Source organism: Streptomyces flaveolus (assembly GCF_044765825.1).
Classification (GTDB): Bacteria; Actinomycetota; Actinomycetes; order Streptomycetales; family Streptomycetaceae; genus Streptomyces; species Streptomyces flaveolus.
The window spans coordinates 93,199-118,332 of the sequence record NZ_JBIWKU010000012.1 but is presented as its reverse complement, the minus strand read 5'-3'; the positions used below and the strand labels follow the sequence as shown (position 1 = coordinate 118,332).

The 25,134-nt window shown below is 72.2% G+C and carries 22 protein-coding genes; 20 read left to right on the top strand and 2 right to left on the bottom strand.

Going from position 1 to position 25,134, the window contains the following annotated elements; all coding sequences use genetic code 11:
• Positions 1–154: 154 nt before the first annotated feature.
• Positions 155–658 carry a transcriptional regulator BldD gene (gene bldD, locus ACIRG6_RS30475; RefSeq protein WP_006131213.1) on the bottom strand — a complete coding sequence of 168 codons (504 nt, stop codon included), beginning with the start codon at positions 656–658 and terminating at the stop codon, positions 155–157.
• A gap of 297 nt (positions 659–955) precedes the next feature.
• On the opposite strand from bldD, the gene pyrR reads away from it, so the two are divergent.
• From pyrR to ACIRG6_RS30405, 14 genes are all read left to right on the top strand, one after another.
• Complete coding sequence (gene pyrR / locus ACIRG6_RS30470; RefSeq protein ID WP_239770100.1) at positions 956–1,555, top strand: bifunctional pyr operon transcriptional regulator/uracil phosphoribosyltransferase PyrR; 600 nt, start codon at positions 956–958, stop codon at positions 1,553–1,555.
• 115 nt (positions 1,556–1,670) lie between these two features.
• Positions 1,671–2,669: an aspartate carbamoyltransferase catalytic subunit gene (locus tag ACIRG6_RS30465; protein WP_403325078.1), complete on the top strand. Its 999-nt coding sequence runs from the start codon at positions 1,671–1,673 to the stop codon at positions 2,667–2,669.
• A gap of 4 nt (positions 2,670–2,673) precedes the next feature.
• Positions 2,674–3,960: a dihydroorotase gene (locus ACIRG6_RS30460; RefSeq protein ID WP_318217744.1), complete on the top strand. Its 1,287-nt coding sequence runs from the start codon at positions 2,674–2,676 to the stop codon at positions 3,958–3,960.
• Positions 3,957–4,523, top strand: coding sequence for a PH-like domain-containing protein (locus ACIRG6_RS30455; protein ID WP_364680885.1), 567 nt, complete (start codon positions 3,957–3,959; stop codon positions 4,521–4,523). Before ACIRG6_RS30460 ends, ACIRG6_RS30455 begins: the two co-directional genes overlap by 4 nt.
• The gene (gene carA, locus ACIRG6_RS30450; protein ID WP_403325077.1) at positions 4,520–5,662 is read left to right on the top strand and encodes a glutamine-hydrolyzing carbamoyl-phosphate synthase small subunit; all 1,143 of its coding nucleotides are present in this window, start codon (positions 4,520–4,522) and stop codon (positions 5,660–5,662) included. The genes ACIRG6_RS30455 and carA overlap by 4 nt, the downstream gene beginning before the upstream one ends.
• Positions 5,655–8,963 (top strand): carbamoyl-phosphate synthase large subunit, encoded by a 3,309-nt coding sequence (gene carB / locus ACIRG6_RS30445; protein ID WP_350723210.1) that lies wholly within the window; start codon positions 5,655–5,657, stop codon positions 8,961–8,963. Before carA ends, carB begins: the two co-directional genes overlap by 8 nt.
• Before the next feature lie 73 nt (positions 8,964–9,036).
• Positions 9,037–10,143 (top strand): quinone-dependent dihydroorotate dehydrogenase, encoded by a 1,107-nt coding sequence (locus ACIRG6_RS30440; RefSeq protein WP_381691542.1) that lies wholly within the window; start codon positions 9,037–9,039, stop codon positions 10,141–10,143.
• Positions 10,144–10,148: 5 nt separating this feature from the next.
• The gene (pyrF, locus tag ACIRG6_RS30435) at positions 10,149–10,994 is read left to right on the top strand and encodes an orotidine-5'-phosphate decarboxylase (RefSeq protein ID WP_403325076.1); all 846 of its coding nucleotides are present in this window, start codon (positions 10,149–10,151) and stop codon (positions 10,992–10,994) included.
• A gap of 223 nt (positions 10,995–11,217) precedes the next feature.
• A complete protein-coding gene (locus tag ACIRG6_RS30430) occupies positions 11,218–11,541 on the top strand; it encodes an integration host factor (RefSeq protein ID WP_003977346.1) in 324 nt (107 codons plus the stop codon).
• Positions 11,542–11,578: 37 nt separating this feature from the next.
• Positions 11,579–12,172 (top strand): guanylate kinase, encoded by a 594-nt coding sequence (gmk, locus tag ACIRG6_RS30425; RefSeq protein WP_318217739.1) that lies wholly within the window; start codon positions 11,579–11,581, stop codon positions 12,170–12,172.
• Positions 12,173–12,241: 69 nt separating this feature from the next.
• Positions 12,242–12,514, top strand: a complete 273-nt coding sequence (gene rpoZ, locus ACIRG6_RS30420; protein WP_003977348.1) for a DNA-directed RNA polymerase subunit omega — start codon at positions 12,242–12,244, stop codon at positions 12,512–12,514.
• A gap of 114 nt (positions 12,515–12,628) precedes the next feature.
• Positions 12,629–13,831 (top strand): bifunctional phosphopantothenoylcysteine decarboxylase/phosphopantothenate--cysteine ligase CoaBC, encoded by a 1,203-nt coding sequence (coaBC, locus tag ACIRG6_RS30415; RefSeq protein WP_364680932.1) that lies wholly within the window; start codon positions 12,629–12,631, stop codon positions 13,829–13,831.
• A gap of 240 nt (positions 13,832–14,071) precedes the next feature.
• Positions 14,072–15,280, top strand: coding sequence for a methionine adenosyltransferase (gene metK / locus ACIRG6_RS30410; protein ID WP_189230651.1), 1,209 nt, complete (start codon positions 14,072–14,074; stop codon positions 15,278–15,280).
• Positions 15,281–15,418: 138 nt separating this feature from the next.
• Positions 15,419–17,569 (top strand): primosomal protein N', encoded by a 2,151-nt coding sequence (locus tag ACIRG6_RS30405; protein ID WP_403325075.1) that lies wholly within the window; start codon positions 15,419–15,421, stop codon positions 17,567–17,569.
• Between the two features lie 92 nt (positions 17,570–17,661).
• Here the strand turns inward: ACIRG6_RS30405 and ACIRG6_RS30400 are convergent, their stop codons facing one another.
• Entirely contained in the window at positions 17,662–18,210 is a 549-nt protein-coding gene (locus ACIRG6_RS30400; protein WP_318217737.1) for a hypothetical protein, read from the bottom strand.
• Positions 18,211–18,535: 325 nt separating this feature from the next.
• Between ACIRG6_RS30400 and fmt the strand changes: the two genes are divergently transcribed.
• The 6 genes from fmt (at position 18,536) to ACIRG6_RS30370 (ending at position 25,033) form a co-directional block, all read left to right on the top strand.
• Positions 18,536–19,468: a methionyl-tRNA formyltransferase gene (gene fmt / locus ACIRG6_RS30395; protein ID WP_239770110.1), complete on the top strand. Its 933-nt coding sequence runs from the start codon at positions 18,536–18,538 to the stop codon at positions 19,466–19,468.
• A gap of 74 nt (positions 19,469–19,542) precedes the next feature.
• Positions 19,543–20,964, top strand: coding sequence for an RsmB/NOP family class I SAM-dependent RNA methyltransferase (locus tag ACIRG6_RS30390; protein WP_365021648.1), 1,422 nt, complete (start codon positions 19,543–19,545; stop codon positions 20,962–20,964).
• Positions 20,965–21,295: 331 nt separating this feature from the next.
• Positions 21,296–21,982: a ribulose-phosphate 3-epimerase gene (rpe, locus tag ACIRG6_RS30385; RefSeq protein ID WP_189230656.1), complete on the top strand. Its 687-nt coding sequence runs from the start codon at positions 21,296–21,298 to the stop codon at positions 21,980–21,982.
• Positions 21,983–22,059: 77 nt separating this feature from the next.
• Positions 22,060–23,103 (top strand): sugar-binding transcriptional regulator, encoded by a 1,044-nt coding sequence (locus ACIRG6_RS30380; RefSeq protein WP_189230657.1) that lies wholly within the window; start codon positions 22,060–22,062, stop codon positions 23,101–23,103.
• 25 nt (positions 23,104–23,128) lie between these two features.
• Positions 23,129–23,482, top strand: a complete 354-nt coding sequence (locus ACIRG6_RS30375; RefSeq protein ID WP_403325074.1) for a barstar family protein — start codon at positions 23,129–23,131, stop codon at positions 23,480–23,482.
• A 108-nt stretch (positions 23,483–23,590) separates the two neighbouring features.
• Positions 23,591–25,033, top strand: a complete 1,443-nt coding sequence (locus ACIRG6_RS30370) for a GuaB1 family IMP dehydrogenase-related protein (RefSeq protein WP_318217732.1) — start codon at positions 23,591–23,593, stop codon at positions 25,031–25,033.
• Positions 25,034–25,134: the final 101 nt, after the last annotated feature.

Below are 25,134 nucleotides of genomic sequence, written 5' to 3'. Positions count from 1 at the left end.
GCCCCCCGCCCGCCCCCCCCCCCCCCCCCCGCGCCGCCCCCCCCCCCCCCCCCCCCGCCCCCCCCGGGCGGGCGGGGGCCCCCCCCCCCCCCCCCCCCCCCCCCCCCCCCCCCCCCCCCCCACGTTTCTGCTGTGTCAGGAGCGCGCTGTGGGCTCAGGCGTCCTCGTGGGACGCCACCGCGCGGCGCGCGTCCGCGTCCAGGACACCCCAGCTGATCAGCTGCTCGGTGAGGACCGAGGGCGACTGGTCGTAGATGACGGCGAGTGTGCGCAGGTCGTCCTGGCGGATCGAGAGCACCTTGCCGTTGTAGTCGCCGCGCTGCGACTGGATCGTGGCCGCGTAACGCTGCAGCGGGCCCGCCTTCTCGGCCGGCACCGTGGCCAGCCGCTCCAGGTCCAGGACCAGCTTCGGCGGCGGCTCGGCGGCGCCGCCGGGGGTGGTGCCCGGCAGCAGCTCCTGCACGGGGACGCCGTAGAAGTCCGCCAGCTCGGCGAGACGCTGCACGGTCACGGCACGGTCACCGCGCTCGTACGACCCGACCACGACCGCCTTCCAGCGGCCCTGGGACTTCTCCTCGACACCGTGGAGGGAAAGGCCCTGCTGGGTGCGGATCGCCCGGAGCTTGGCCCCGAGCTGTTTGGCGTATTCGCTGGACATATGGCTCCCCGGACAAGGTGTCGACGCGGCCGGCTGTGTTGTCTGCCGCGCGGCTGGTAACTCACTGTGAGGTTACGCAGCGTTACTCTTCTGCGTCAAGCCGAATGGTCCGCACCGACTCTTCTGTGGTACCCGCCCTCCGTTGCTGCGAACGGGTGATGCGGAGGGGGCGTGAGGGTGACGGGGGAGTGTCGGGGGCCCGATCGGGGCGGTCCTGTGCACCTGATAGCGTAGGTGGCGCAAATCCGACGTCCTTTAAGGTCCGTCCCGTGAGGCGGAGAAGGAGGTCCGTTTCGTATGGACAAGCAGCAGGACAGCAGGCAGCAGGACACGCAGACCGACGCACGGCCCGTGCTCGAGGGGCCGGACATCGCGCGGGTGCTGACCCGTATCGCCCACGAGATCGTCGAACGCGCCAAGGGCGCCGACGACGTGGTGCTCCTCGGCATCCCGACCCGGGGCGTCTTCCTCGCCCGGCGGCTCGCCGACAAGCTGGAGCAGATCACCGAGCGCAAGATGCCGGTCGGCTCGCTCGACATCACCATGTACCGCGACGACCTGCGCATGCAGCCCCCGCGCGCACTGGCCCGCACCGAGATCCCCGGTGACGGCATCGACGGCCGCCTGGTCGTCCTCGTCGACGACGTCCTCTTCTCCGGCCGGACCATCCGCGCCGCCCTGGACGCCCTGAACGACATCGGCCGCCCGCGCGCCGTGCAGCTCGCGGTCCTCGTCGACCGCGGCCACCGCGAACTGCCCATCCGGGCCGACTACGTCGGCAAGAACCTCCCCACGTCGCTGCGGGAGACGGTCAAGGTCCAGCTCGCCGAGGAGGACGGTCGGGACACCGTGCTGCTCGGCGCCAAGCCGGACACCACCCCGGGCGCCCACCCGTAGCACCCCGGCGTACGCCCTCACCGGTGCCCTACGCCCGCTCGGTGTGCCCCCGCACGCACCCGGCCGCCCGAATTATCCCGCTCTTCCGCATGAATCGCCTTACGGAGCCTGACAGATGCAGCGTCATCTCATCTCGGCCGCCGACCTCACCCGCGACGACGCCGTCCTGATCCTCGACACCGCCGAGGAGATGGCCCGGGTCGCGGACCGGCCGATCAAGAAACTGCCGACCCTGCGCGGCCGGACCGTCGTCAACCTCTTCTTCGAGGACTCCACCCGGACCCGGATCTCCTTCGAGGCCGCCGAGAAGCGCCTGTCCGCGGACGTCATCAACTTCACCGCCAAGGGCTCCAGCGTCTCCAAGGGCGAGTCCCTGAAGGACACCGCGCAGACCCTGGAGGCCATGGGCGTCGACGCCGTCGTCATCCGGCACGGCGCCTCCGGCGCCCCGTACCGTCTGGCCACCTCCGGCTGGATCGACGCCCACGTCATCAACGCCGGCGACGGCACCCACCAGCACCCCACCCAAGCCCTGCTGGACGCCTTCACCATGCGTCGCCGCCTGGTCGGCCGCGACGCCGGCCTCGGCAAGGACCTGGACGGCCGCCGCATCACCCTGGTCGGCGACGTCCTGCACAGCCGCGTCGCCCGCTCCAACGTCGACCTGCTGCACACCCTCGGCGCCCAGGTCACCCTCGTCGCCCCGCCCACCCTGCTGCCGGTCGGCGTCGAGACCTGGCCCTGCGAGGTCTCCTACGACCTCGACTCCACCCTGCCGAAGTCCGACGCGGTGATGATGCTGCGCGTGCAGCGCGAGCGCATGAACGCCGCGTTCTTCCCGACCGAGCGCGAGTACTCCCGCCGGTACGGCCTCGACGGCGACCGCATGGCGAAGATGCCCGAGCACGCCATCGTGATGCACCCCGGCCCGATGGTCCGCGGCATGGAGATCACCGCCGAGGTCGCCGACTCCGACCGCTGCACCGTCGTCGAGCAGGTCAGCAACGGCGTCTCCATCCGGATGGCCGTCCTGTACCTGCTGCTCGGCGGCGCCGAGTTCGGCCCGAAGAGCGAGCCCGCCGTCACCCACGCCCGCACCACCGAGGAGAAGTAAGAAGATGAGCAAGACCCTGATCCGCGGTGCGAAGGTGCTCGGCGGCGAGCCGCAGGACGTGCTGATCGACGGCGGCACCATCGCCGAGGTGGGCACGAACCTGTCCGCCGAGGGCGCGGAGATCGTCGAGGCCGCCGGCAAGGTGCTGCTGCCCGGCCTGGTCGACCTGCACACTCACCTGCGCGAGCCCGGCCGCGAGGACTCCGAGACCGTCCTCACCGGCACCCGCGCGGCGGCGAGCGGCGGCTACACCAACGTCTTCGCCATGGCCAACACCTTCCCGGTCGCCGACACCGCCGGCGTCGTCGAGCAGGTCTGGCGGCTCGGCCAGGAGTCCGGCTACTGCGACGTGCAGCCCATCGGCGCCGTCACCGTCGGCCTGGAGGGCGCGAAGCTCGCCGAGCTGGGGGCCATGCACGAGTCCGCGGCCGGCGTCACCGTCTTCTCCGACGACGGCAAGTGCGTCCACGACGCCGTGATCATGCGCCGCGCCCTGGAGTACGTGAAGGCCTTCAACGGCGTCGTCGCCCAGCACGCCCAGGAGCCCCGGCTCACCGAGGGCGCCCAGATGAACGAGGGCGTCGTCTCCGCCGAGCTGGGCCTCGGCGGCTGGCCCGCCGTCGCCGAGGAGTCGATCATCGCCCGGGACGTGCTGCTCGCCGAGCACGTCGGCTCCCGCGTCCACATCTGCCACCTGTCGACCGCGGGCAGCGTCGAGATCGTCCGCTGGGCCAAGTCCCGCGGCATCGACGTCACCGCCGAGGTCACCCCGCACCACCTGCTCCTCACCGACGAGCTGGTGCGGTCGTACAACCCCGTCTACAAGGTCAACCCGCCGCTGCGCACCGAGCGGGACGTGCACGCCCTGCGCGAGGCCCTGGCGGACGGCACGATCGACATCGTCGCCACCGACCACGCCCCGCACCCGCACGAGGACAAGGACTGCGAGTGGGCCGCCGCCGCCATGGGCATGGTCGGCCTGGAGACCGCGCTGTCGGTGGTCCAGGAGACCATGGTGGACACGGGCCTGCTCGACTGGGCCGGCGTCGCCGACCGGATGTCCGTCAAGCCCGCGCAGATCGGACAGGCCGCCGGACACGGACGACCCGTCTCGGCTGGTGAGCCCGCCAACCTCACCCTCGTCGACACGGCATACCGTGGCCGGGTGGACCCCGCGGGCTTCGCCTCGCGCAGCCGCAACACTCCGTACGAGGGACGTGAGCTGCCGGGCCGTGTGACGCACACCTGGCTGCGGGGCAAGGCCACGCTCGTCGACGGGAAGCTCACGTGACACCTGTAATCCTGCTGGCCGCCGGGAAGGAATCGGCGGAAGTGACCGACTGGGCCGCCCGCGTCGGCTGGGTCGTCGGCCTCGGCCTGTTCGTCGCGCTCGTGTACTGGCTGATGCGCGAGGGCTGGAAGTGGCGCAGCACCCTCCAGGGCGACCTGCCCGAGCTGCCCACCGTGCCGGACGAGCCGGGTCCGGCGAAACTGACGATGAGCGGCCGCTACCACGGCTCCACCACCGCCGGTCAGTGGCTCGACCGCATCGTGGCGCACGGCCTGGGCACCCGGAGCCGGGCCGAGCTCACGCTGACGGACGCGGGACTGGACGTCGTACGCCCCGGCGCCACCGACTTCTTCGTCCCCGTCGCCGCACTGCGCGAGGCCCGGCTGGACAAGGGCATCGCCGGCAAGGTGCTCACGGAGGGCGGTCTGCTGATCGTCACCTGGGCACACGGCGACAAACTGATCGACTCCGGTTTCCGCTCCGACCACGCGGCCGAGCACAACGAGTGGGTCGAAACCCTGAACGACATGATCAACAAGACGGAAACGGAAGGCGCACGATGACGACCTCCACCAGGGGAGTTGACAGGACTCCCGCCGTACTCGTCCTGGAGGACGGCCGGATGTTCCGCGGCCGCGCCTACGGGGCCGTGGGGGCGACCTTCGGCGAAGCCGTGTTCTCCACCGGAATGACCGGCTACCAGGAGACCCTCACCGACCCGTCGTACCACCGCCAGGTCGTCGTGATGACTGCCCCGCACGTCGGGAACACGGGCGTCAACGACGAGGACATGGAGTCCAAGAGGATCTGGGTCTCCGGGTACGTCGTCCGTGACCCCGCCCGCGTGCCCTCCAGCTGGCGCTCGACGCGCACGCTGGACGAGGAGCTCGCCGCCCAGGGCATCGTCGGCATCTCCGGCATCGACACCCGCGCCCTCACCCGCCACCTGCGCGAGCGCGGCGCCATGCGCGTCGGCATCTTCTCCGGCAACGCGCTGCCCGACGAGGGCACCATGCTCGCCGAGGTCCGCCAGGCCCCCGAGATGAGCGGCGCGGACCTCTCCGCCGAGGTCGCCACCACCGAGGCGTACGTCGTCCCGGCGATCGGTGACAAGAAGTTCACCGTCGCCGCCGTCGACCTCGGCATCAAGGGCATGACCCCGCACCGCATGGCCGAGCGCGGCATCGAGGTGCACGTCCTGCCCGCCACGGCCACCGTCGAGGACGTCTACGCCGTCAACCCGGACGGCGTGTTCTTCTCCAACGGCCCCGGCGACCCGTCCACCGCCGACCACCCGGTCTCGGTCATGCAGGGCGTCCTGGAGCGCGGCACCCCGCTGTTCGGCATCTGCTTCGGCAACCAGATCCTGGGCCGCGCCCTCGGCTTCGGCACCTTCAAGCTGAAGTACGGACACCGCGGCATCAACCAGCCGGTGCAGGACCGTACGACCGGCAAGGTCGAGGTCACCGCGCACAACCACGGCTTCGCCGTCGACGCCCCGCTCGACAAGGTCTCCGACACCCCCTACGGCCGCGCCGAGGTCTCCCACGTCTGCCTCAACGACAACGTGGTGGAGGGCCTCCAGCTTCTCGACAAGCCGGCCTTCAGCGTCCAGTACCACCCCGAAGCGGCAGCCGGCCCGCACGACGCCGCGTACCTGTTCGACCGCTTCGTTTCCCTGATGGAGGGCCAGCGTGCCTAAGCGCACCGATATCCAGTCCGTCCTGGTCATCGGCTCCGGCCCGATCGTCATCGGCCAGGCCGCCGAGTTCGACTACTCCGGCACCCAGGCATGCCGCGTGCTCAAGGCCGAGGGCCTGCGCGTCATCCTGGTGAACTCCAACCCGGCGACGATCATGACCGACCCGGAGATCGCCGACGCCACCTACGTCGAGCCGATCACCCCCGAGTTCGTCGAGAAGATCATCGCCAAGGAGCGGCCCGACGCGCTGCTGCCCACCCTGGGCGGCCAGACGGCCCTCAACACCGCGATCTCCATGCACGAGCAGGGTGTGCTGGAGAAGTACGGCGTCGAGCTGATCGGCGCCAACGTCGAGGCCATCAACAAGGGCGAGGACCGCGACCTGTTCAAGGACGTCGTCGAGGAGGTCCGCAAGAAGATCGGCCACGGCGAGTCCGCCCGGTCCGTGATCTGCCACTCCATGGACGACGTCCTCGCGGGCGTCGACACGCTCGGCGGCTACCCCGTCGTCGTCCGCCCCTCCTTCACCATGGGCGGCGCCGGCTCCGGCTTCGCGCACGACGAGGAGGAGCTGCGCCGCATCGCCGGCCAGGGCCTCACCCTCTCGCCGACCACCGAGGTGCTCCTGGAGGAGTCCATCCTCGGCTGGAAGGAGTACGAGCTGGAGCTGATGCGCGACAAGAACGACAACGTCGTGGTCGTCTGCTCCATCGAGAACTTCGACCCGATGGGCGTGCACACCGGCGACTCGATCACCGTGGCGCCCGCGATGACGCTGACCGACCGCGAGTACCAGATCCTGCGCGACGTCGGCATCGCGATCATCCGCGAGGTCGGCGTCGACACCGGCGGCTGCAACATCCAGTTCGCGGTGAACCCGGCCGACGGCCGCGTCATCGTCATCGAGATGAACCCGCGCGTGTCCCGCTCCTCGGCGCTCGCCTCCAAGGCGACCGGCTTCCCGATCGCCAAGATCGCGGCCAAGCTGGCCGTGGGCTACACCCTCGACGAGATCCCGAACGACATCACGCAGGAGACCCCGGCCTCCTTCGAGCCGACGCTCGACTACGTGGTCGTGAAGGCCCCGCGGTTCGCCTTCGAGAAGTTCCCGAGCGCCGACTCCACCCTCACGACCACCATGAAGTCGGTCGGCGAGGCCATGGCCATCGGCCGCAACTTCACCGAGGCCTTCCAGAAGGCGCTGCGCTCCCTGGAGAAGAAGGGCAGCCAGTTCACCTTCGTCGGCGAGCCCGGCGACAAGAAGGCGCTCCTCGAAGAGGCCGTCCGGCCCACCGACGGCCGGATCAACGCCGTCATGCAGGCCATCCGCGCCGGCGCCACGCCCGAGGAGGTCTTCGAGTACACGAAGATCGACCCCTGGTTCGTCGACCAGCTCTTCCTCATCAAGGAGATCGCCGACGAGCTCGCCGAGGCGCCCGAGCTGACCCCCGGCCTGCTCGGCGAGGCCAAGCGGCACGGCTTCTCCGACCAGCAGATCGGCGAGATCCGCGGTCTGCGCGAGGACGTCGTCCGCGAGGTCCGGCACGCCCTCGGCATCCGCCCGGTCTACAAGACGGTCGACACCTGCGCCGCCGAGTTCGCCGCGAAGACGCCGTACTTCTACTCCTCCTACGACGAGGAGACCGAGGTCGCGCCGCGCGAGAAGCCCGCGGTGATCATCCTGGGCTCCGGCCCGAACCGCATCGGCCAGGGCATCGAGTTCGACTACTCCTGCGTCCACGCCTCCTTCGCGCTGAGCGACGCCGGGTACGAGACCGTGATGGTCAACTGCAACCCGGAGACCGTCTCCACCGACTACGACACCTCCGACCGGCTCTACTTCGAGCCGCTCACCCTGGAGGACGTCCTGGAGATCGTCCACGCGGAGGCGCAGGCCGGCCCGATCGCGGGCGTCATCGTCCAGCTCGGCGGCCAGACCCCGCTCGGCCTCTCCCAGGCGCTCAAGGACAACGGCGTGCCGGTCGTCGGCACCTCGCCGGAGGCCATCCACGCCGCCGAGGACCGCGGCGCCTTCGGCCAGGTCCTGGCGCAGGCCGGGCTGCCCGCCCCGAAGCACGGCACCGCCACCACCTTCGCCGGGGCCAAGGCCATCGCCGACGAGATCGGCTACCCGGTCCTCGTCCGCCCGTCCTACGTGCTCGGCGGACGCGGCATGGAGATCGTCTACGACGAGACCCGCCTCGAGGCGTACATCGCCGAGTCGACCGAGATCAGCCCGTCCCGCCCGGTCCTGGTCGACCGCTTCCTGGACGACGCGATCGAGATCGACGTGGACGCCCTGTACGACGGCGAGGAGCTGTACCTCGGCGGCGTCATGGAGCACATCGAGGAGGCCGGCATCCACTCCGGCGACTCGGCGTGCGCCCTGCCCCCGATCACGCTCGGCGGCTTCGACATCAAGCGGCTGCGCGCCTCCACCGAGGGCATCGCCAAGGGCGTCGGCGTGCGCGGCCTGATCAACATCCAGTTCGCGCTGGCCGGGGACATCCTCTACGTCCTGGAGGCCAACCCGCGCGCCTCGCGCACCGTCCCCTTCACCTCGAAGGCGACCGCGGTGCCGCTGGCCAAGGCCGCCGCCCGCATCTCGCTGGGCGCCACCATCGCCGAGCTGCGCGCCGAGGGCCTGCTGCCGGCCAACGGCGACGGCGGCGAGCTGCCGCTGGACGCGCCGATCTCCGTCAAGGAGGCCGTGATGCCGTGGTCCCGCTTCCGGGACATCCACGGCCGCGGCGTCGACACGGTCCTCGGCCCGGAGATGCGCTCCACCGGCGAGGTCATGGGCATCGACTCCGTCTTCGGCACGGCGTACGCCAAGTCGCAGGCCGGCGCGTACGGGCCGCTGCCGACCAAGGGACGGGCGTTCATCTCGGTCGCCAACCGCGACAAGCGCTCGATGATCTTCCCGGCGCGTGAGCTGGTCGCCCACGGCTTCGAGCTGATGGCCACCTCCGGCACCGCCGAGGTCCTGCGCCGCAACGGCATCAACGCCACGGTGGTCCGCAAGCAGTCCGAGGGCACCGGCCCGAACGGCGAGAAGACCATCGTCCAGCTCATCCACGACGGCGAGGTCGACCTCATCGTCAACACCCCGTACGGCACCGGCGGCCGCCTCGACGGCTACGACATCCGTACGGCGGCCGTGGCGCGGTCCGTGCCGTGCCTGACGACGGTCCAGGCGCTCGCCGCGGCGGTGCAGGGCATCGACGCCCTCAACCGCGGCGACGTGGGAGTGCGCTCACTGCAGGAACACGCGGAGTTCCTGACCGCGGCCCGCGACTAGCAGCCCGAGGGGGGACACCGGAGACGGTGTCCCCCTCTTCATGAGCCCCCTCATGAAGCCCTGACGAGGACACATGTACAAGATCTTCTTCAAGCTCTTCTTCGCCCGCCTGGACCCGGAGCAGGCCCATCACCTGGCCTTCCGCTGGATCCGTCTCGCCGCCCGCGTCCCCGTGCTGCGCACCTTCGTCGCCGCCGCGCTCGCGCCCCGCCACAAGGAGCTGCGCACCGAGGCGCTGGGCCTGCGGATGCACGGCCCCTTCGGGCTCGCCGCCGGCTTCGACAAGAACGCGGTCGCCATCGACGGCATGGCGATGCTCGGCTTCGACCACGTCGAGATCGGCACCGTCACGGGGGAGCCGCAGCCCGGCAACCCCAAGAAGCGGCTGTTCCGCCTGGTGGAGGACCGGGCGCTGATCAACCGCATGGGCTTCAACAACGACGGTTCGCGGGCCGTGGCGGCCCGTCTGGCCTCCCGCAACCCCGTCTTCCGGACCGTCGTCGGCGTCAACATCGGCAAGACCAAGGTCGTCCCGGAGGAGGAGGCCGTCGCCGACTACGTGAAGTCGGCCGAGCGGCTGGCGCCGTACGCCGACTACCTGGTGGTGAACGTCTCCTCCCCGAACACGCCCGGCCTGCGCAACCTCCAGGCGACCGAGGCGCTGCGTCCCCTGCTGAGCGCCGTCCGCGAGGCCGCCGACCGCGCGGTGCCCAGCCGGCGCGTGCCCCTGCTGGTCAAGATCGCTCCGGACCTCGCGGACGAGGACGTCGACGCGGTCGCCGACCTGGCCGTCGAACTCGGGCTGGACGGCATCATCGCCACGAACACCACCATCGCGCGCGAGGGACTCGGCCTGCGGTCGACGCCCTCCCTGGTCAAGGAGACCGGCGGCCTCTCGGGCGCCCCCCTCAAGGCCCGCTCCCTGGAGGTGCTGCGCCGCCTGTACGCGCGCGTGGGCGACCGGATCACCCTGGTGGGTGTCGGCGGCATCGAGACCGCGGAGGACGCCTGGCAGCGCATCCTGGCCGGGGCCACGCTGGTCCAGGGCTACAGCGCGTTCATCTACGAGGGGCCCTTCTGGGGCCGCGCGATCCACAAGGGGCTCGCCGCCCGTCTGCGGCAGAGCCCGTACGCCACGCTCGCCGACGCGGTCGGTGCTGATGTGAGGAAATCCCAATGACCGGCATGACCGTAATCGAGCCCTTCGGCGCCCGGCTGCGCCGCGCGATGGACGAACGCGGCCCGCTGTGCGTCGGCATCGACCCGCACGCCTCCCTGCTCGCCGAGTGGGGCCTGAACGACGACGTGGCGGGCCTGGAGCGCTTCAGCCGAACCGTCGTCGAGGCGGTGGCCGAGCGGGCAGCCGTTCTCAAGCCGCAGAGCGCGTTCTTCGAGCGCTTCGGCTCGCGCGGCGTCGCCGTCCTGGAGAAGTCGGTCCAGGAGGCCCGGGCGGCCGGCGCGCTGGTCGTCATGGACGCCAAGCGCGGCGACATCGGCTCGACCATGACCGCGTACGCGGAGTCCTTCCTGCACAAGGACGCCCCGCTGTTCTCGGACGCGCTGACGGTCTCCCCGTACCTCGGCTACGGCTCGCTGAAGCCCGCGGTCGACCTGGCGCGGGAGAACGGCGTGGGTCTGTTCGTGCTGGCGCTGACCTCCAACCCGGAGGGCGGCGAGGTCCAGCACGCGATGCGCGCCGACGGACGGAACGTCGGAGCCACCGTGCTGGCGCACCTGGCGGCCGAGAACGCGGGGGAGCAGCCCCTCGGCTCCTTCGGTGCGGTGGTGGGCGCCACCCTGGGCGACCTCTCCTCGTACGACCTGGGCATCAACGGTCCGCTGCTGGCACCCGGGATCGGGGCGCAGGGAGCCACCCCGGCGGATCTGCCGCGGGTCTTCGGTGCCGCGGTGCGCAACGTCGTTCCCAACGTCAGCCGGGGTGTTCTGCGTCACGGTCCCGATGTGGCCGCGTTGCGGACGGCCACCGACCGCTTCGCGGAGGAGATCAGCGACGCGGTCACCGCGGCCTGACCCTGGATACATCCTCAAATCCGAGGCAATATGTCCTAAATGTCTGGCCTGACGGAGGCTGACCAGGACTTTTCCGCTGTTCTCGCTGACTCTGGCGGACTTGACCGCTAGTCTCCGTCGAGAGTCAACGGGCGAGCGTGTTGCTCGTGGCTCACCAGGTGTGGGGCGACTAGGTTCCTCACCGGTCCGTATCCGACAGTTCGACATCCGAGGTGACGTAGGCGTGGCTCTTCCGCCCCTTACCCCTGAACAGCGCGCAGCCGCGCTCGAAAAGGCCGCCGCGGCTCGCCGGGAGCGGGCCGAGGTCAAGAATCGACTCAAGCACTCCGGCGCCTCCCTCCACGAGGTCATCAAGCAGGGCCAGGAGAACGACGTCATCGGCAAGATGAAGGTCTCCGCCCTCCTCGAGTCCCTCCCGGGCGTGGGCAAGGTCCGCGCCAAGCAGATCATGGAGCGGCTCGGCATCTCCGAGAGCCGCCGCGTGCGGGGCCTCGGCTCCAACCAGATCGCATCCCTGGAGCGTGAGTTCGGCAGCACGGGCTCCTGAGTCCCGGGCACTGCGCGATTGCTGGAATAATCGCTGCATGGCAGCAACACCCCGGGGGACGTCCCCCGTACCCCCGGACGCACGTCCGCGGCTGACCGTGCTCTCCGGCCCCTCGGGGGTCGGCAAGAGCACGGTCGTCGCCCATATGCGCAACGAGCACCCCGAGGTCTGGCTCTCGGTGTCGGCGACGACCCGCAGGCCCCGGCCCGGCGAGCAGCACGGAGTCCATTACTTCTTCGTCACCGACGAGGAGATGGACAAGCTGATCGCCAACGGCGAGCTGCTGGAGTGGGCCGAGTTCGCGGGCAACCGCTACGGCACGCCCCGCACCGCCGTGCTGGAGCGCCTGGAGGCCGGTGAGCCGGTGCTGCTCGAGATCGACCTCCAGGGCGCGCGGCAGGTCCGCGAGTCCATGCCGGAGGCCCAGCTGGTGTTCCTGGCCCCGCCCTCCTGGGAGGAGCTGGTGCGCAGGCTCACCGGCCGGGGCACCGAACCGCCGGAGGTGATCGAGCGCCGCCTCGCCGCGGCCAAGGTCGAGCTGGCGGCCGAGCCGGAGTTCGACGAGACCCTGGTGAACACCTCCGTCGAGGACGTGGCGCGCGAGCTGCTAGCCTTGACGAACGTCGTGTGATCGCGACAGGTCCCACCGACCCCGGCCGATCAGCCGACTGAATCTTTCCCATCCATCGGAAGGTAGAGCGTGTCCTCTTCCATCTCCGCGCCCGAGGGCATCATCAACCCGCCGATCGACGAGCTTCTCGAGGCCACGGACTCGAAGTACAGCCTCGTGATCTACGCGGCCAAGCGGGCCCGCCAGATCAACGCGTACTACTCGCAGCTCGGCGAGGGTCTCCTCGAGTACGTCGGTCCTCTCGTCGACACCCACGTCCACGAGAAGCCGCTCTCGATCGCCCTGCGCGAGATCAACGCGGGTCTGCTGACGTCCGAGGCCATCGAGGGCCCGGCGCAGTAGTGCCAGCAGTAGTATTTTCAGCCTGAAGCTGACTTTTCCACAGGCCCGGCAGTCGGACTGCCGGGCCTGTGGTGTGTGATGGGGGCACACGCATTCCGAGGTCCGGGAGAGATGGTGGACAAGCCCAAGGTCGTTCTGGGGGTCAGCGGCGGCATCGCCGCCTACAAGGCCTGTGAGCTGCTGCGCAGGTTCACGGAGTCGGGACACGACGTGCGCGTCGTCCCCACCGCCTCCGCGCTGCACTTCGTCGGCGCCGCCACCTGGTCCGCCCTGTCCGGCCACCCCGTCTCCACCGAGGTGTGGGACGACGTCCACCAGGTCCCGCACGTGCGCATCGGCCAGCACGCCGACCTCGTCGTCGTCGCCCCGGCCACCGCCGACATGCTCGCCAAGGCCGCCCACGGCCTCGCCGACGACCTCCTCACCAACACCCTGCTCACGGCCCGCTGCCCGGTCGTCTTCGCCCCCGCCATGCACACGGAGATGTGGGAGCACCCGGCCACCCAGGAGAACGTGGCGACGCTGCGCCGCCGCGGCGCCCTCGTGATCGAACCGGCCGTCGGCCGCCTCACCGGCGTCGACACCGGCAAGGGCCGGCTGCCCGACCCGGGCGAGATCTTCGAGGTCTGCCGCCGGGTGCTCGCCCGCGGCGTGCGGGAGCCGGACCTCGCCGGACGGCACGTCGTCGTCAGCGCCGGCGGCACCCGCGAGCCCCTCGACCCCGTCCGCTTCCTCGGCAACCGCTCCTCCGGCAAGCAGGGCTACGCCCTCGCCCGCACCGCCGCCGCCCGGGGCGCCCGCGTCACGCTGATCGCGGCGAACGCGGCGCTGCCGGACCCGGCCGGCGTGGACGTCGTCCCGGTGGGCACCGCCGTGGAGCTGCGCGAGGCCGTGCTCCGCGCGGCGGCGGACGCCGACGCCGTCGTCATGGCCGCCGCGGTCGCGGACTTCCGGCCGGCGGTCTACGCCGCCGGAAAGATCAAGAAGAAGGACGGCCAGGAGCCGGAACCGGTCGCGCTGGTGCGTAATCCGGACATCCTCGCGGAGATCTCCGCCGGCCGGGCCCGCTCCGGGCAGGTGGTCGTGGGCTTCGCCGCCGAGACGGACGACGTCCTCGCCAACGGCCGGGCCAAGCTGAAGCGCAAGGGCTGCGACCTCCTCGTGGTGAACGAGGTGGGGGAGCGCAAGACCTTCGGGTCCGAGGAGAACGAGGCCGTGGTCCTCGGCGCCGACGGCAGCGAGACCCCGGTGGCGCACGGCCCCAAGGAGGCCCTGGCCGAAACGGTGTGGGACCTCGTGGCCGAAAGGCTCGGCTGAATGCCCCATTCGTTCCCCAGTGCTCGCGTACCCCGCGCATTCGGGCGTGGCGAGCCTGGCCAATGGCCCGTCGCATTGTGCAGAATGCCCGTGCCGCAGGTCACAGCCCTTCCGAGAGCTGAGACGGGTGAGTCCGCGGCCGAGTGCGACCGATAAACTGTTCTCGGACGTCGCCGGGTGCAGCTCCCCGTGCCGTCCACCAATGATCAGCCAGCAGCCGCTGCAACCCCAGGGAGCGTTGTGTCCCGTCGCCTGTTCACCTCGGAGTCCGTCACCGAGGGCCACCCCGACAAGATCGCTGACCAGATCAGCGACACCATTCTCGACGCGCTTCTGCGCGAGGACCCGACCTCCCGGGTCGCCGTCGAAACGCTGATCACCACCGGCCTGGTGCACGTGGCCGGCGAGGTCACGACCAAGGCCTACGCGGACATCGCCACGCTGGTCCGCGGCAAGATCCTGGAGATCGGCTACGACTCCTCCAAGAAGGGCTTCGACGGCGCCTCCTGCGGCGTGTCCGTGTCGATCGGCGCGCAGTCCCCGGACATCGCGCAGGGCGTCGACACGGCGTACGAGTCCCGGGTCGAGGGCGACGAGGACGAGCTGGACCGGCAGGGCGCGGGCGACCAGGGCCTGATGTTCGGCTACGCCTCGGACGAGACGCCGACCCTCATGCCGCTGCCGGTCTTCCTGGCGCACCGCCTGTCCAAGCGCCTGTCCGAGGTCCGCAAGAACGGCACGATCCCCTACCTGCGCCCCGACGGCAAGACGCAGGTCACCATCGAGTACGACGGTGACAAGGCCGTCCGCCTGGACACGGTGGTCGTCTCCTCGCAGCACGCGAGCGACATCGACCTGGAGTCGCTGCTCGCTCCCGACATCAAGGAGTTCGTCGTCGAGCCGGAGCTCAAGGCGCTCCTCGACGACGGCATCAAGCTCGACACGGAGAACTACCGGCTCCTGGTGAACCCGACCGGCCGTTTCGAGATCGGCGGCCCGATGGGCGACGCCGGCCTGACCGGCCGCAAGATCATCATCGACACCTACGGCGGCATGGCCCGCCACGGCGGCGGCGCCTTCTCCGGCAAGGACCCGTCCAAGGTGGACCGCTCCGCCGCGTACGCGATGCGCTGGGTCGCCAAGAACGTCGTCGCGGCGGGCCTCGCCTCCCGCTGCGAGGTCCAGGTGGCCTACGCGATCGGCAAGGCCGAGCCCGTCGGCCTGTTCGTGGAGACCTTCGGCACCGCCAAGGTCGACACGGAGAAGATCGAGAAGGCGATCGACGAGGTCTTCGACCTCCGCCCGGCCGCGATCATCCGCGACCTCGACCTGCTCCGCCCGATCTACGCCCAGACCGCGGCGTACGGCCACTTCGGCCGCGAGCTCCCCGACTTCACCTGGGAGCGCACCGACCGCGTCGACGCCCTGCGCAAGGCGGCGGGCCTGTAACAGCGGCCCGTACCGACGGCACGTCACGAGGCCCGGTGTCCCCCTGGGGGCGCCGGGCCTCGGCGCGTCCGGAGCCGACGCGGGACGGTGGGAACCGGGCGCCGTCGGTTGTCAGTGGTCTTTGGTAAGAATGCAGGCGTGAGCAGCGAGAACGAACCGGCGGGCGGTGGCGCGGACGACGCGCCACCCGAGCAGCTCGCGCTCATCCGGGAGAGCGTGCGCAAGGCCAAGGCGCCGCGGGCCAAGCCGCGGACCTGGCGCGGGGCCGCGCTCGCCAAGGAGCTGCCCGTCGCCCGGGTGCTGGTCGACAAGGGCGTGCTCCACCTCGACCGGTACTTCGACTACGCCGTCCCGGAGGAACTCGACGCCGAGGCCCAGCCGGGCGTGCGGGTGCGGGTGCGGTTCGGGGCCGGACGGCACCGGGTGCGGGACGGGCGGCGCGAGGGCGGCGGCCTCATCGACGGTTTCCTGGTGGAGCGGCTCGCGGAGTCCGACTACTCGGGGCCGCTGGCCGCGCTGGCCCAGGTCGTCTCGCCCGAGCGCGTGCTGGACGAGGAGCTGCTCGGTCTCGCGCGGGCCGTCGCCGACCGCTACGCCGGCAGCCTCGCCGATGTGCTGCAGCTCGCCGTACCGCCGCGCAACGCACGCGCCGAGAAGCGGCCCTCGCCCGAGCCGCTGCCCCCGCCACCGGTGCCCGAGCCGGGGTCCTGGGCGCGGTACGAGCAGGGGGCCGCGTTCGTCGCGTCCCTCGCCTCGGGAGGCTCGCCGCGCGCCGTGTGGAACGCGTTGCCCGGCCCCGGGTGGGGCGAGGAGCTGGCGCGGGCCGTGGCGGCGACGCTGGCCTCCGGGCGCGGCGCGCTGGTCGTCCTCCCGGACGGGCGGGCGGTCGCCCGGGCCGACGCCGCGCTGACCGCCCTGCTCGGCGAGGGCCGGCACGCGGTGCTCACCGCCGACGCCGGGCCCGAGAAGCGGTACGCCCAGTGGCTCGCGGTGCGCCGGGGGGCCGTACGGGCCGTCATCGGGACCCGGGCCGCGATGTTCGCGCCGGTGCGGGACCTCGGGCTGGTCGCCCTGTGGGACGACGGCGACGACAGCCACAGCGAGCCGCACGCCCCGCAGCCGCACGCGCGCGAGGTGCTGCTGCTGCGCGCGGCCCAGGACAGGTGCGCCTTCCTGCTGGGCGGCTGGAACTGCACCGTGGAGGCCGCCCAGCTCGTCGAGACCGGCTGGGCCCGGCCGCTGGTCGCCGCACGGGAGCAGGTGCGGGCCTGCGCCCCGCTGGTACGCACCGTGGGGGACGGGGACCTGGCCCGCGACGAGGCCGCCCGGGCCGCGCGGCTGCCCACCCTCGCCTGGCAGGTCGTCAGGGACGGGCTGCGGCAGGGACCGGTGCTCGTGCAGGTGCCCCGGCGTGGGTACGTGCCGCGGATGGCGTGTGCCGCCTGCCGGACGCCCGCGCGGTGCCGGCACTGCTCCGGGCCGTTGGAGGGGCAGGAATCCGGGGCCGCGCTGCGGTGCGGGTGGTGCGGGCGCGAGGAGGGCGCCTGGCACTGCCCGGAGTGCGGGGCGTTCCGGCTGCGCGCGCAGATCGTGGGGGCGCGCCGCACCGCGGAGGAACTGGGGCGCGCCTTCCCCGCGGTGCCGGTGCGCACCTCGGGGCGCGAGCATGTGCTGGACACGGTGCCGCAGACGCCGGCCCTGGTCGTGAGCACCCCCGGCGCCGAACCCGTCGCCGAGGGCGGCTACGCGGCGGCGCTGCTGCTCGACGGCTGGGCCATGCTCGGGCGGCCCGACCTGCGCGCCGGTGAGGACGCGCTGCGGCGCTGGCTCGCGGCCGCCGCGCTGGTGCGTCCGCAGCCGGCCGGGGGGACCGTGGTGGTGGTCGCGGAGCCGACCCTGCGGCCGGTGCAGGCGCTGGTGCGCTGGGACCCCGTCGGGCATGCGGTGCGTGAGCTGGCCGAGCGTGCCGAGCTGGGCTTTCCGCCGGTGTCGCGAATGGCGTCCGTGGCGGGGCCGGCGGAGGCGGTGGCCGGCTTCCTCGGCGCGGTGGAGCTGCCGCGCGAGGCGGAGATCCTGGGGCCCGTGCCGCTCCCCGTCACGGCGCCGGGGCGCCCGCGCCGGGTGGGCGGGCCGCCGCCGGGGGAGCAGTGGGAGCGGGCGTTGGTCCGGGTGCCGCCGGGGAGCGGGGCGGCGCTCGCCGGGGCGCTGAAGGCCGCACAGGCGGCACGGATGGCACGCGGGAGCGACGCGGCGGTGTGGGTACGGATCGATCCGCCCGACATCGGGTGAGGGTGAGGGCGAGGTCCGCCCGAGGCCGGTGAGGAGCGGCGGCTCGGGGACGGGCCGCCCTCCCGGAGTGTGACGGGAGGGCGGGGGCGGGGTCAGCCGTTGCGTGGGCCCGGGAAGGCCGTCGGCCTGACCTCGTCGCGCAGGGACGGGCTGCCCGCCGTCGGCTGCGTCGGCATGGAGCGGGCCGCGGGGACCGTGGGCACGGCCGGGATGCCGGTGCCCACGGTGACCGGCCGGGTGCCCGTCGGCTCCGGTGCGTGCTCGGGGGCCTCGGCGGCCGCGGCCTGGGCCGCGGCGCGGCGGGAGCCGTAACGCCGGTGCACCGCCTGCTTGGTGACGCCGAGCGCGGAGCCGACCGCGTCCCACGAGAAGCCGAGCGAGCGGTCGAAGTCCACGGCGGCCGTGACCAGGGTCTCGACACTGTCCCGCAGTTCCTGGGCGAGACGGACCGTCGGGGCGGGAGCGCGTCCGTAGACGACGAAGCCCGTGGACGGGCCGGAACGGCGCGGTCGGTAGACATTGCCCAACTGGGCGGTGAGGGTGCGCAGTGCGTCCACCTGCCGGCGGACCCGCTCGATGTCCCGCACCAGCAAGTGCAGGCTGGCCCGAGCCTGGGCGTCGTGGGTTGCGTGGTCGGCCATGAACAAGCCTCTCGAACCGGCGTTGAAAGGAATCGGGCCGCACGGGCGGCCCTGTGTGGTCAACTCTTCCTTGACCAACGCGTGGGCGCTCCGCTGGTCACGGGGTGGGGGCGTGGGGGCATATGCGTGCGCCCCTCTCGGTGGGCTGTGCGCCTCGGCGTTCGGCCTTCGGTTTTCTTCTCCCACCCGCGCACCGTGCGTTTCCGGACGGGAGGTGGGCGTCGGCCGTCGCGGTGCCGCACCGTCGGCGGCTCTCCGTCGAGTCCTGGCTCGTAGACTGGTGCGTCGCCCGCATCCGCCCCCGCCCGAGAGGCCCGTCCCACCCATGAAGCTGGTCTTCGCCGGTACCCCCGAGGTCGCCGTTCCCGCCCTGGACGCCCTGATCGCCTCCGGGCGTCACGAGGTGGCCGCCGTCGTCACGCGGCCCGACGCACCGGCCGGGCGCGGGCGCCGGCTGGTGGCCTCGCCCGTGGCCGAGCGTGCGGAGGAGGCCGGGATCGAGGTGCTCAAGCCCGCGAAGCCCCGCGACCCGGAGTTCCTGGAGCGGCTGCGCGAGATCGCGCCCGACTGCTGCCCCGTCGTCGCCTACGGCGCCCTGCTGCCCCGCGTGGCCCTGGACGTCCCCGCCCAGGGCTGGGTCAACCTGCACTTCTCGCTGCTGCCCGCCTGGCGGGGGGCCGCGCCCGTGCAGCACGCGCTGATGGCGGGGGACGAGATCACCGGGGCGTCCACCTTCCTCATCGAGGAGGGCCTCGACTCCGGCCCCGTCTACGGGACGGTCACCGAGACCATCCGCCCCACCGACACCAGCGGCGACCTGCTGACCCGGCTCGCCTTCGCCGGCGCCGGCCTGCTCGCCGCCACCATGGACGGCATCGAGGACGGCAGCCTGAAGGCCGTACCGCAGCCCGCCGAGGGCGTCACCCTCGCACCGAAGATCACCGTCGAGGACGCCCGGATCGACTGGGCGGCACCGGCGCTGCGCGTCGACCGGGTGGTGCGCGGCTGCACCCCGGCGCCCGGCGCCTGGACCACGTTCCGCGGCGAGCGGCTCAAGCTGGTGCAGGCCCTGCCCGTGCCCGACCGGACCGATCTCGCCCCCGGGCAGCTCGCGGCCGGCAAGAACAACGTGTACGTCGGCACCGGCTCGTACGCCGTCGAGCTGCTGTGGGTGCAGGCGCAGGGCAAGAAGCCGATGCGGGCCGCGGACTGGGCGCGCGGGGTGCGGATCGCCGAGGGCGAACTGCTCGGCGGCTGACCTCGTCACCACCGTTCACCGGCCCGACGTACGCTGGTGAGCGCACTTCACCCCACACCCGGAGCACCTTTTTCGTGAGCGAGCAGCCTCGTCGTCCCCGCAAGTCCGGCAAGCCGTACCGCAGGCCCCAGAAGGACCCCGTCCGCATCCTCGCCTTCGAGGCGCTCAGGGCCGTGGACGAGCGGGACGCGTACGCCAACCTCGTCCTGCCGCCACTGCTGCGCAGGGCGCGGGAGGACAACGAGAAATTCGACGCCCGGGACGCCGCGCTCGCGACCGAGCTGGTGTACGGGACGCTGCGCCGGCAGGGGACGTACGACGCGGTCATCGCCTCCTGTGTCGACCGGCCGCTGCGGGAGGTCGACCCGCCGGTGCTGGACGTGCTCAGCCTGGGCGCGCACCAGCTGCTCGGGACGCGGATCCCGACCCACGCGGCCGTGTCCGCCTCCGTCGAACTGGCGCGTGTGGTGCTGGGCGACGGGCGCGCCAAGTTCGTCAATGCCGTGCTCCGCAAGGTCGCGCAGGACGATCTCGACGGCTGGCTGGAACGCGTCGCGCCGCCCTACGACGAGGACCCCGAGGACCATCTCGCCGTCGTGCACTCGCACCCGCGCTGGGTCGTCTCCGCGCTGTGGGACTCGCTGGGCGGGGGCCGGGCCGGCATCGAGGAGCTGCTGGCCGCCGACAACGAGCGGCCCGAGGTCACGCTGGTCGCCCGGCCCGGACGGGCGACGACCGGGGAACTGCTCGAGGAGGAGGCGGCCGTACCGGGGCGCTGGTCGCCGTACGCGGTGCGGCTGAGCGAGGGCGGCGAGCCCGGGGCCGTCGACGCCGTACGGGAGAACCGGGCGGGCGTGCAGGACGAGGGCAGCCAGCTCGTCGCGCTCGCCCTGGCCAACGCGCCCCTGGACGGACCCGACCGGCGCTGGCTGGACGGCTGCGCGGGACCCGGCGGCAAGGCGGCGCTGCTGGGCGCCCTGGCGGCGGAGCGGGGCGCTTTCCTGCTCGCCTCCGAGAAGCAGCCGCACCGCGCGGGGCTCGTGGCGAAGGCGCTGGACGGCAACCCGGGCCCGTACCAGGTGATCGCCGCCGACGGGACCCGCCCGCCGTGGCGGCCCGGGAGCTTCGACCGTGTCCTGGTCGACGTGCCGTGCACCGGCCTCGGCGCCCTGCGCCGCCGACCCGAGGCGCGCTGGCGGCGCCGTCCCGAGGACCTGGACGGGTTCGCCCCGCTCCAGCGCGGGCTGCTGCGCAGCGCCCTGGAGGCGGTACGGGTCGGCGGCGTCGTCGGCTACGCGACCTGCTCGCCGCACCTCGCCGAGACCCGCGCGGTCGTCGCCGACGTGCTCAAGCACCACCCCGAGACCGAGCTCCTCGACGCCCGGCCCCTCCTCCCCGGCGTCCCGCACCTGGGCGACGGCCCCGACATCCAGCTGTGGCCCCACCTCCACGGCACGGACGCGATGTACCTGTCCTTGATCCGCCGCACCGCATAGCGCGCTCCGAAGGGGCACGGGGAACGCCGCGACCGGCCCCGCCCCGCAACCGCGACCACGTCGGTACGCCGGCCACCGCGTACCGACGTCCAGGACGCCCCACCCGAAGGGGCGCGGGAAACGGCGCGACCAGCCCCCACGGCCCCGCGGCCGACGCACAACCGTGACCACGGGGGCAGCGCCGGCCACCGCATACCGACGCCAGGACGCCCCACCCGAAGGGGCGCGGGGAACTGCGCGACCAGCCCCCACCGCCCCGCGCCCGAACAACAACCGCATCCCCCCGGTACCGATGCCCCCCACCCCCGGAGGGCATGGCAGGCTTGGGGGCATGGCCGCGCAGATCAACCCCAGCATCCTGTCCGCCGACTTCGCCCGCCTCGCGGACGAGGCCAAGGCGGTCGAGGGAGCCGACTGGCTCCACGTCGACGTCATGGACAACCATTTCGTCCCCAACCTCACGCTCGGCGTGCCGGTCGTGGAGTCCCTGGCCCGCGCGACGGACACCCCGCTGGACTGCCACCTCATGATCGACGCCCCCGACCGCTGGGCGCCCCAGTACGTGGAGGCCGGCGCCGGTTCCGTCACCTTCCACGTGGAGGCGGCCTCCGCACCGGTCCGGCTCGCCCGCGAGATCCGGGCCAAGGGCGCCCGCGCCTCCATGGCCCTGCGGCCCGCGACGCCGATCGAGCCGTACGAGGACCTGCTCCCCGAGCTCGACATGCTGCTGATCATGACGGTTGAGCCCGGCTTCGGCGGGCAGGCGTTCCTCGACATCATGCTTCCGAAGATCCGCCGCACCCGTGAGCTGATCAAGAAGCACGGTCTGGAGCTGTGGCTGCAGGTCGACGGCGGTGTCTCGGCGTCCACGATCGAGCAGTGCGCCGACGCCGGCGCCGACGTCTTCGTCGCGGGTTCCGCCGTGTACGGGGCGTCCGACCCGGCCGAGGCGGTACGTGCACTGCGCAACCAGGCCGAGGCGGCGACCGCCAAGGCGTCCTGGGCGTGCGACCACTGAGGAACAGAACGTGAACGGCTCCCATCAGGGCTGATCAAGTGCGCCGAATCTGCGAGGATGAACGGCGAATCCAGAGTGTGAACAGCAGTGAGGAGATCGCCGTGTCGGGTATGTCGGCGGGCCGTTCAGCCATGCGGATGGGACCCGCTGAGCTGGTCCAGGCGGCGGCCATGGCCCGCCGCTTCTACCTCGAGGGCAAATCCAAGATCCAGATCGCGGAGGAGTTCGGCGTCAGCCGCTTCAAGGTGGCCCGGGTCCTCGAGACCGCCCTCGAGCGGGACCTAGTACGAATTGAGATCCGGGTGCCCGCCGAGCTGGACGCGGAGCGCTCGGACGCCCTGCGGGCCCGCTACGGCCTCAGGCACGCCGTCGTGGTGGAGTCCCCGGCCGAGGCCGAGGAGACACCCGACCCGGAGAACCTGGGCGAGGTGGCCGCCGACCTGCTCGGCGAGCTGGTCAACGAGGGGGACGTGCTCGGCCTCGCCTGGGGCCGCTCCACGATCCACATGGCGGCCGCGCTCGACCGGCTGCCGCCGTGCACGGTGGTGCAGCTGACGGGCGTGTACGACGCGGGGACCGCCGAGCGCGGCTCGGTCGAGGCCGTCCGCCGCGCCGCCCAGGTGTCCGGCGGCGACGCCCACCCCATCTACGCGCCGATGCTGCTGCCGGACGCGGCCACCGCGACGGCGCTGCGCCACCAGACCGGCATCGCCCGGGCCTTCGAGTACTTCGACAAGGTCACGGTCGCCTGCGTCTCCATCGGCTCCTGGGAGCCGGGCATCTCGACGGTGCACGACATGCTCAGCGACGAGGAGCGCGCGCACTACGCCTCCCTCGGTGTCGCCGCCGAGATGTCCGCGCACCTCTTCGACGCCGAGGGGCGCCGGGTCGGGCGGGACCTGGGGGAGCGGTGCATCACGGTCAAGGCCGACCAGCTCCGCCGTATCCCCGAGGTCGTCGCGATCGCGGGCGGGCAGCGCAAGGCGGCGGCCATCGACGCGGTACTGCGGTCCGGACTGGTCACCAGCCTGGTGACGGACACCTCGGCCGCGGACTACCTGATGACGGCGGGCACGACGCCGAAGCCGACGCTCAACCGCTCGGACCCCGACGGGGTCTGACGACACGTCAGAGAGAGGGCGAGGCATGACGGAGGACCCCGCGGGCCGGCTCGTGGTCACGCTGGACCTCGACGGGGTCACGGACAAGGCGGGCCTGATGGACCGCTGCGCCCGTGCCCTGGACCTGCCCGACTGGTTCGGCCGCAACTGGGACGCGCTCGCCGACTCACTGGCCGATCCGTCCGTCTGGCCGAGGGAGGCGGCGGAGCGGGGCGTGCTGCTCCTCGTGCGGGGCTGGCGCGCGTACGCCGAGACGCGGCCGGACGAGTGGGCCGTCGCCGAGGAGGTCTTCGCCGAGGCCACCGACCGCGGCCCGGGGCTCTTCGTGACCCTGGGTCCTGGAGAATCCTCCAAGGGGGCCGCTGACCAGCCTGGATGATCTGCCCGGGGATAATCCGACACCGGTCATGGGACAATGAAGTACGTGCTCTTTCCCCCTGGCTGACCTGTCCGGGGGCCACCTCTGATCGACTGGGATGTGCAGCACGTGCGTTTCCTCAATGACATCCAGCCCTCGTACGACCTGACGTACGACGACGTCTTCATGGTGCCGAGCCGGTCCGCCGTCGGCTCCCGGCAGGGCGTGGACCTCGGCTCCCCGGACGGCACGGGCACCACCATCCCGCTGGTCGTCGCCAACATGACCGCCATCGCCGGGCGCCGCATGGCCGAGACGGTGGCCCGTCGCGGCGGCCTCGTGGTCATCCCGCAGGACATCCCGATCGAGGTCGTCACCGACGTCGTCACCTGGGTGAAGAGCCGCCACCTCGTCCTGGACACCCCGATCGTGCTGGCCCCGCACCAGACCGTCGCCGACGCGCTCTCCCTGCTGCCCAAGCGCGCGCACAACGCCGGCGTGGTCGTCGACGAGGACAACAGGCCCGTCGGCGTGGTCACCGACACCGACCTGACCGGCGTGGACCGCTTCACCCAGCTCGAAGAGGTCATGTCCAAGGACCTGATCCTGATCGACGCGGACATGGACCCGCGCGAGGCCTTCAACACCCTCGACGCCGCCAACCGCCGCTACGCGCCCGCCGTCGACAAGGACGGCCGCCTGGCCGGCATCCTCACCCGCAAGGGCGCCCTGCGCGCCACGCTGTACACCCCGGCCACCGACGCACAGGGCCGGCTCCGCATCGCCGCCGCCGTCGGCATCAACGGCGACGTGGCGGGCAAGGCCGAGCAGCTCCTCGACGCGGGCGTGGACACCCTCGTCATCGACACCGCGCACGGCCACCAGGAGTCGATGATCGGCGCCGTCAAGCTGGTGCGCGACCTCGACCCGCAGGTGCCGATCGTGGCCGGCAACATCGTCTCCGCCGAGGGCGTGCGCGACCTGATCGAGGCGGGCGCGGACATCATCAAGGTCGGTGTCGGCCCCGGCGCCATGTGCACCACCCGCATGATGACCGGCGTGGGCCGGCCGCAGTTCTCCGCCGTCCTGGAGTGCGCCGCCGAGGCGAAGAAGTACGGCAAGCACGTGTGGGCCGACGGCGGCATCCGCCACCCGCGCGACGTGGCCATGGCCCTCGCGGCCGGCGCGTCCAACGTGATGGTCGGCTCCTGGTTCGCCGGGACCTACGAGTCCCCGGGCGACCTCCAGCACGACGCCAACGGGCGCCCCTACAAGGAGTCGTTCGGCATGGCCTCCGCGCGCGCGGTGCGCAACCGCACCTCGGAGGAGTCGGCGTACGACCGGGCCCGCAAGGCGCTGTTCGAGGAGGGCATCTCCACCTCCCGCATGTTCCTCGACCCGACCCGGCCGGGCGTCGAGGACCTGATCGACTCGATCATCGCGGGCGTCCGCTCCTCCTGCACCTACGCCGGTGCCGCCTCCCTGGAGGAGTTCGCCGAGAAGGCCATCGTCGGCATCCAGAGCGCCGCCGGTTACGCCGAGGGCAAGCCGCTGCACGCCAGCTGGAGCTGATCCGCGCAGGGTTTCGTACGGCCTCCGCTCCGCCCGTCCCGCGGGAGGAGCGGAGGCCGTTCGTCGTTCCCGGCTACGCGCACGTCAGGATGGCTTGACGT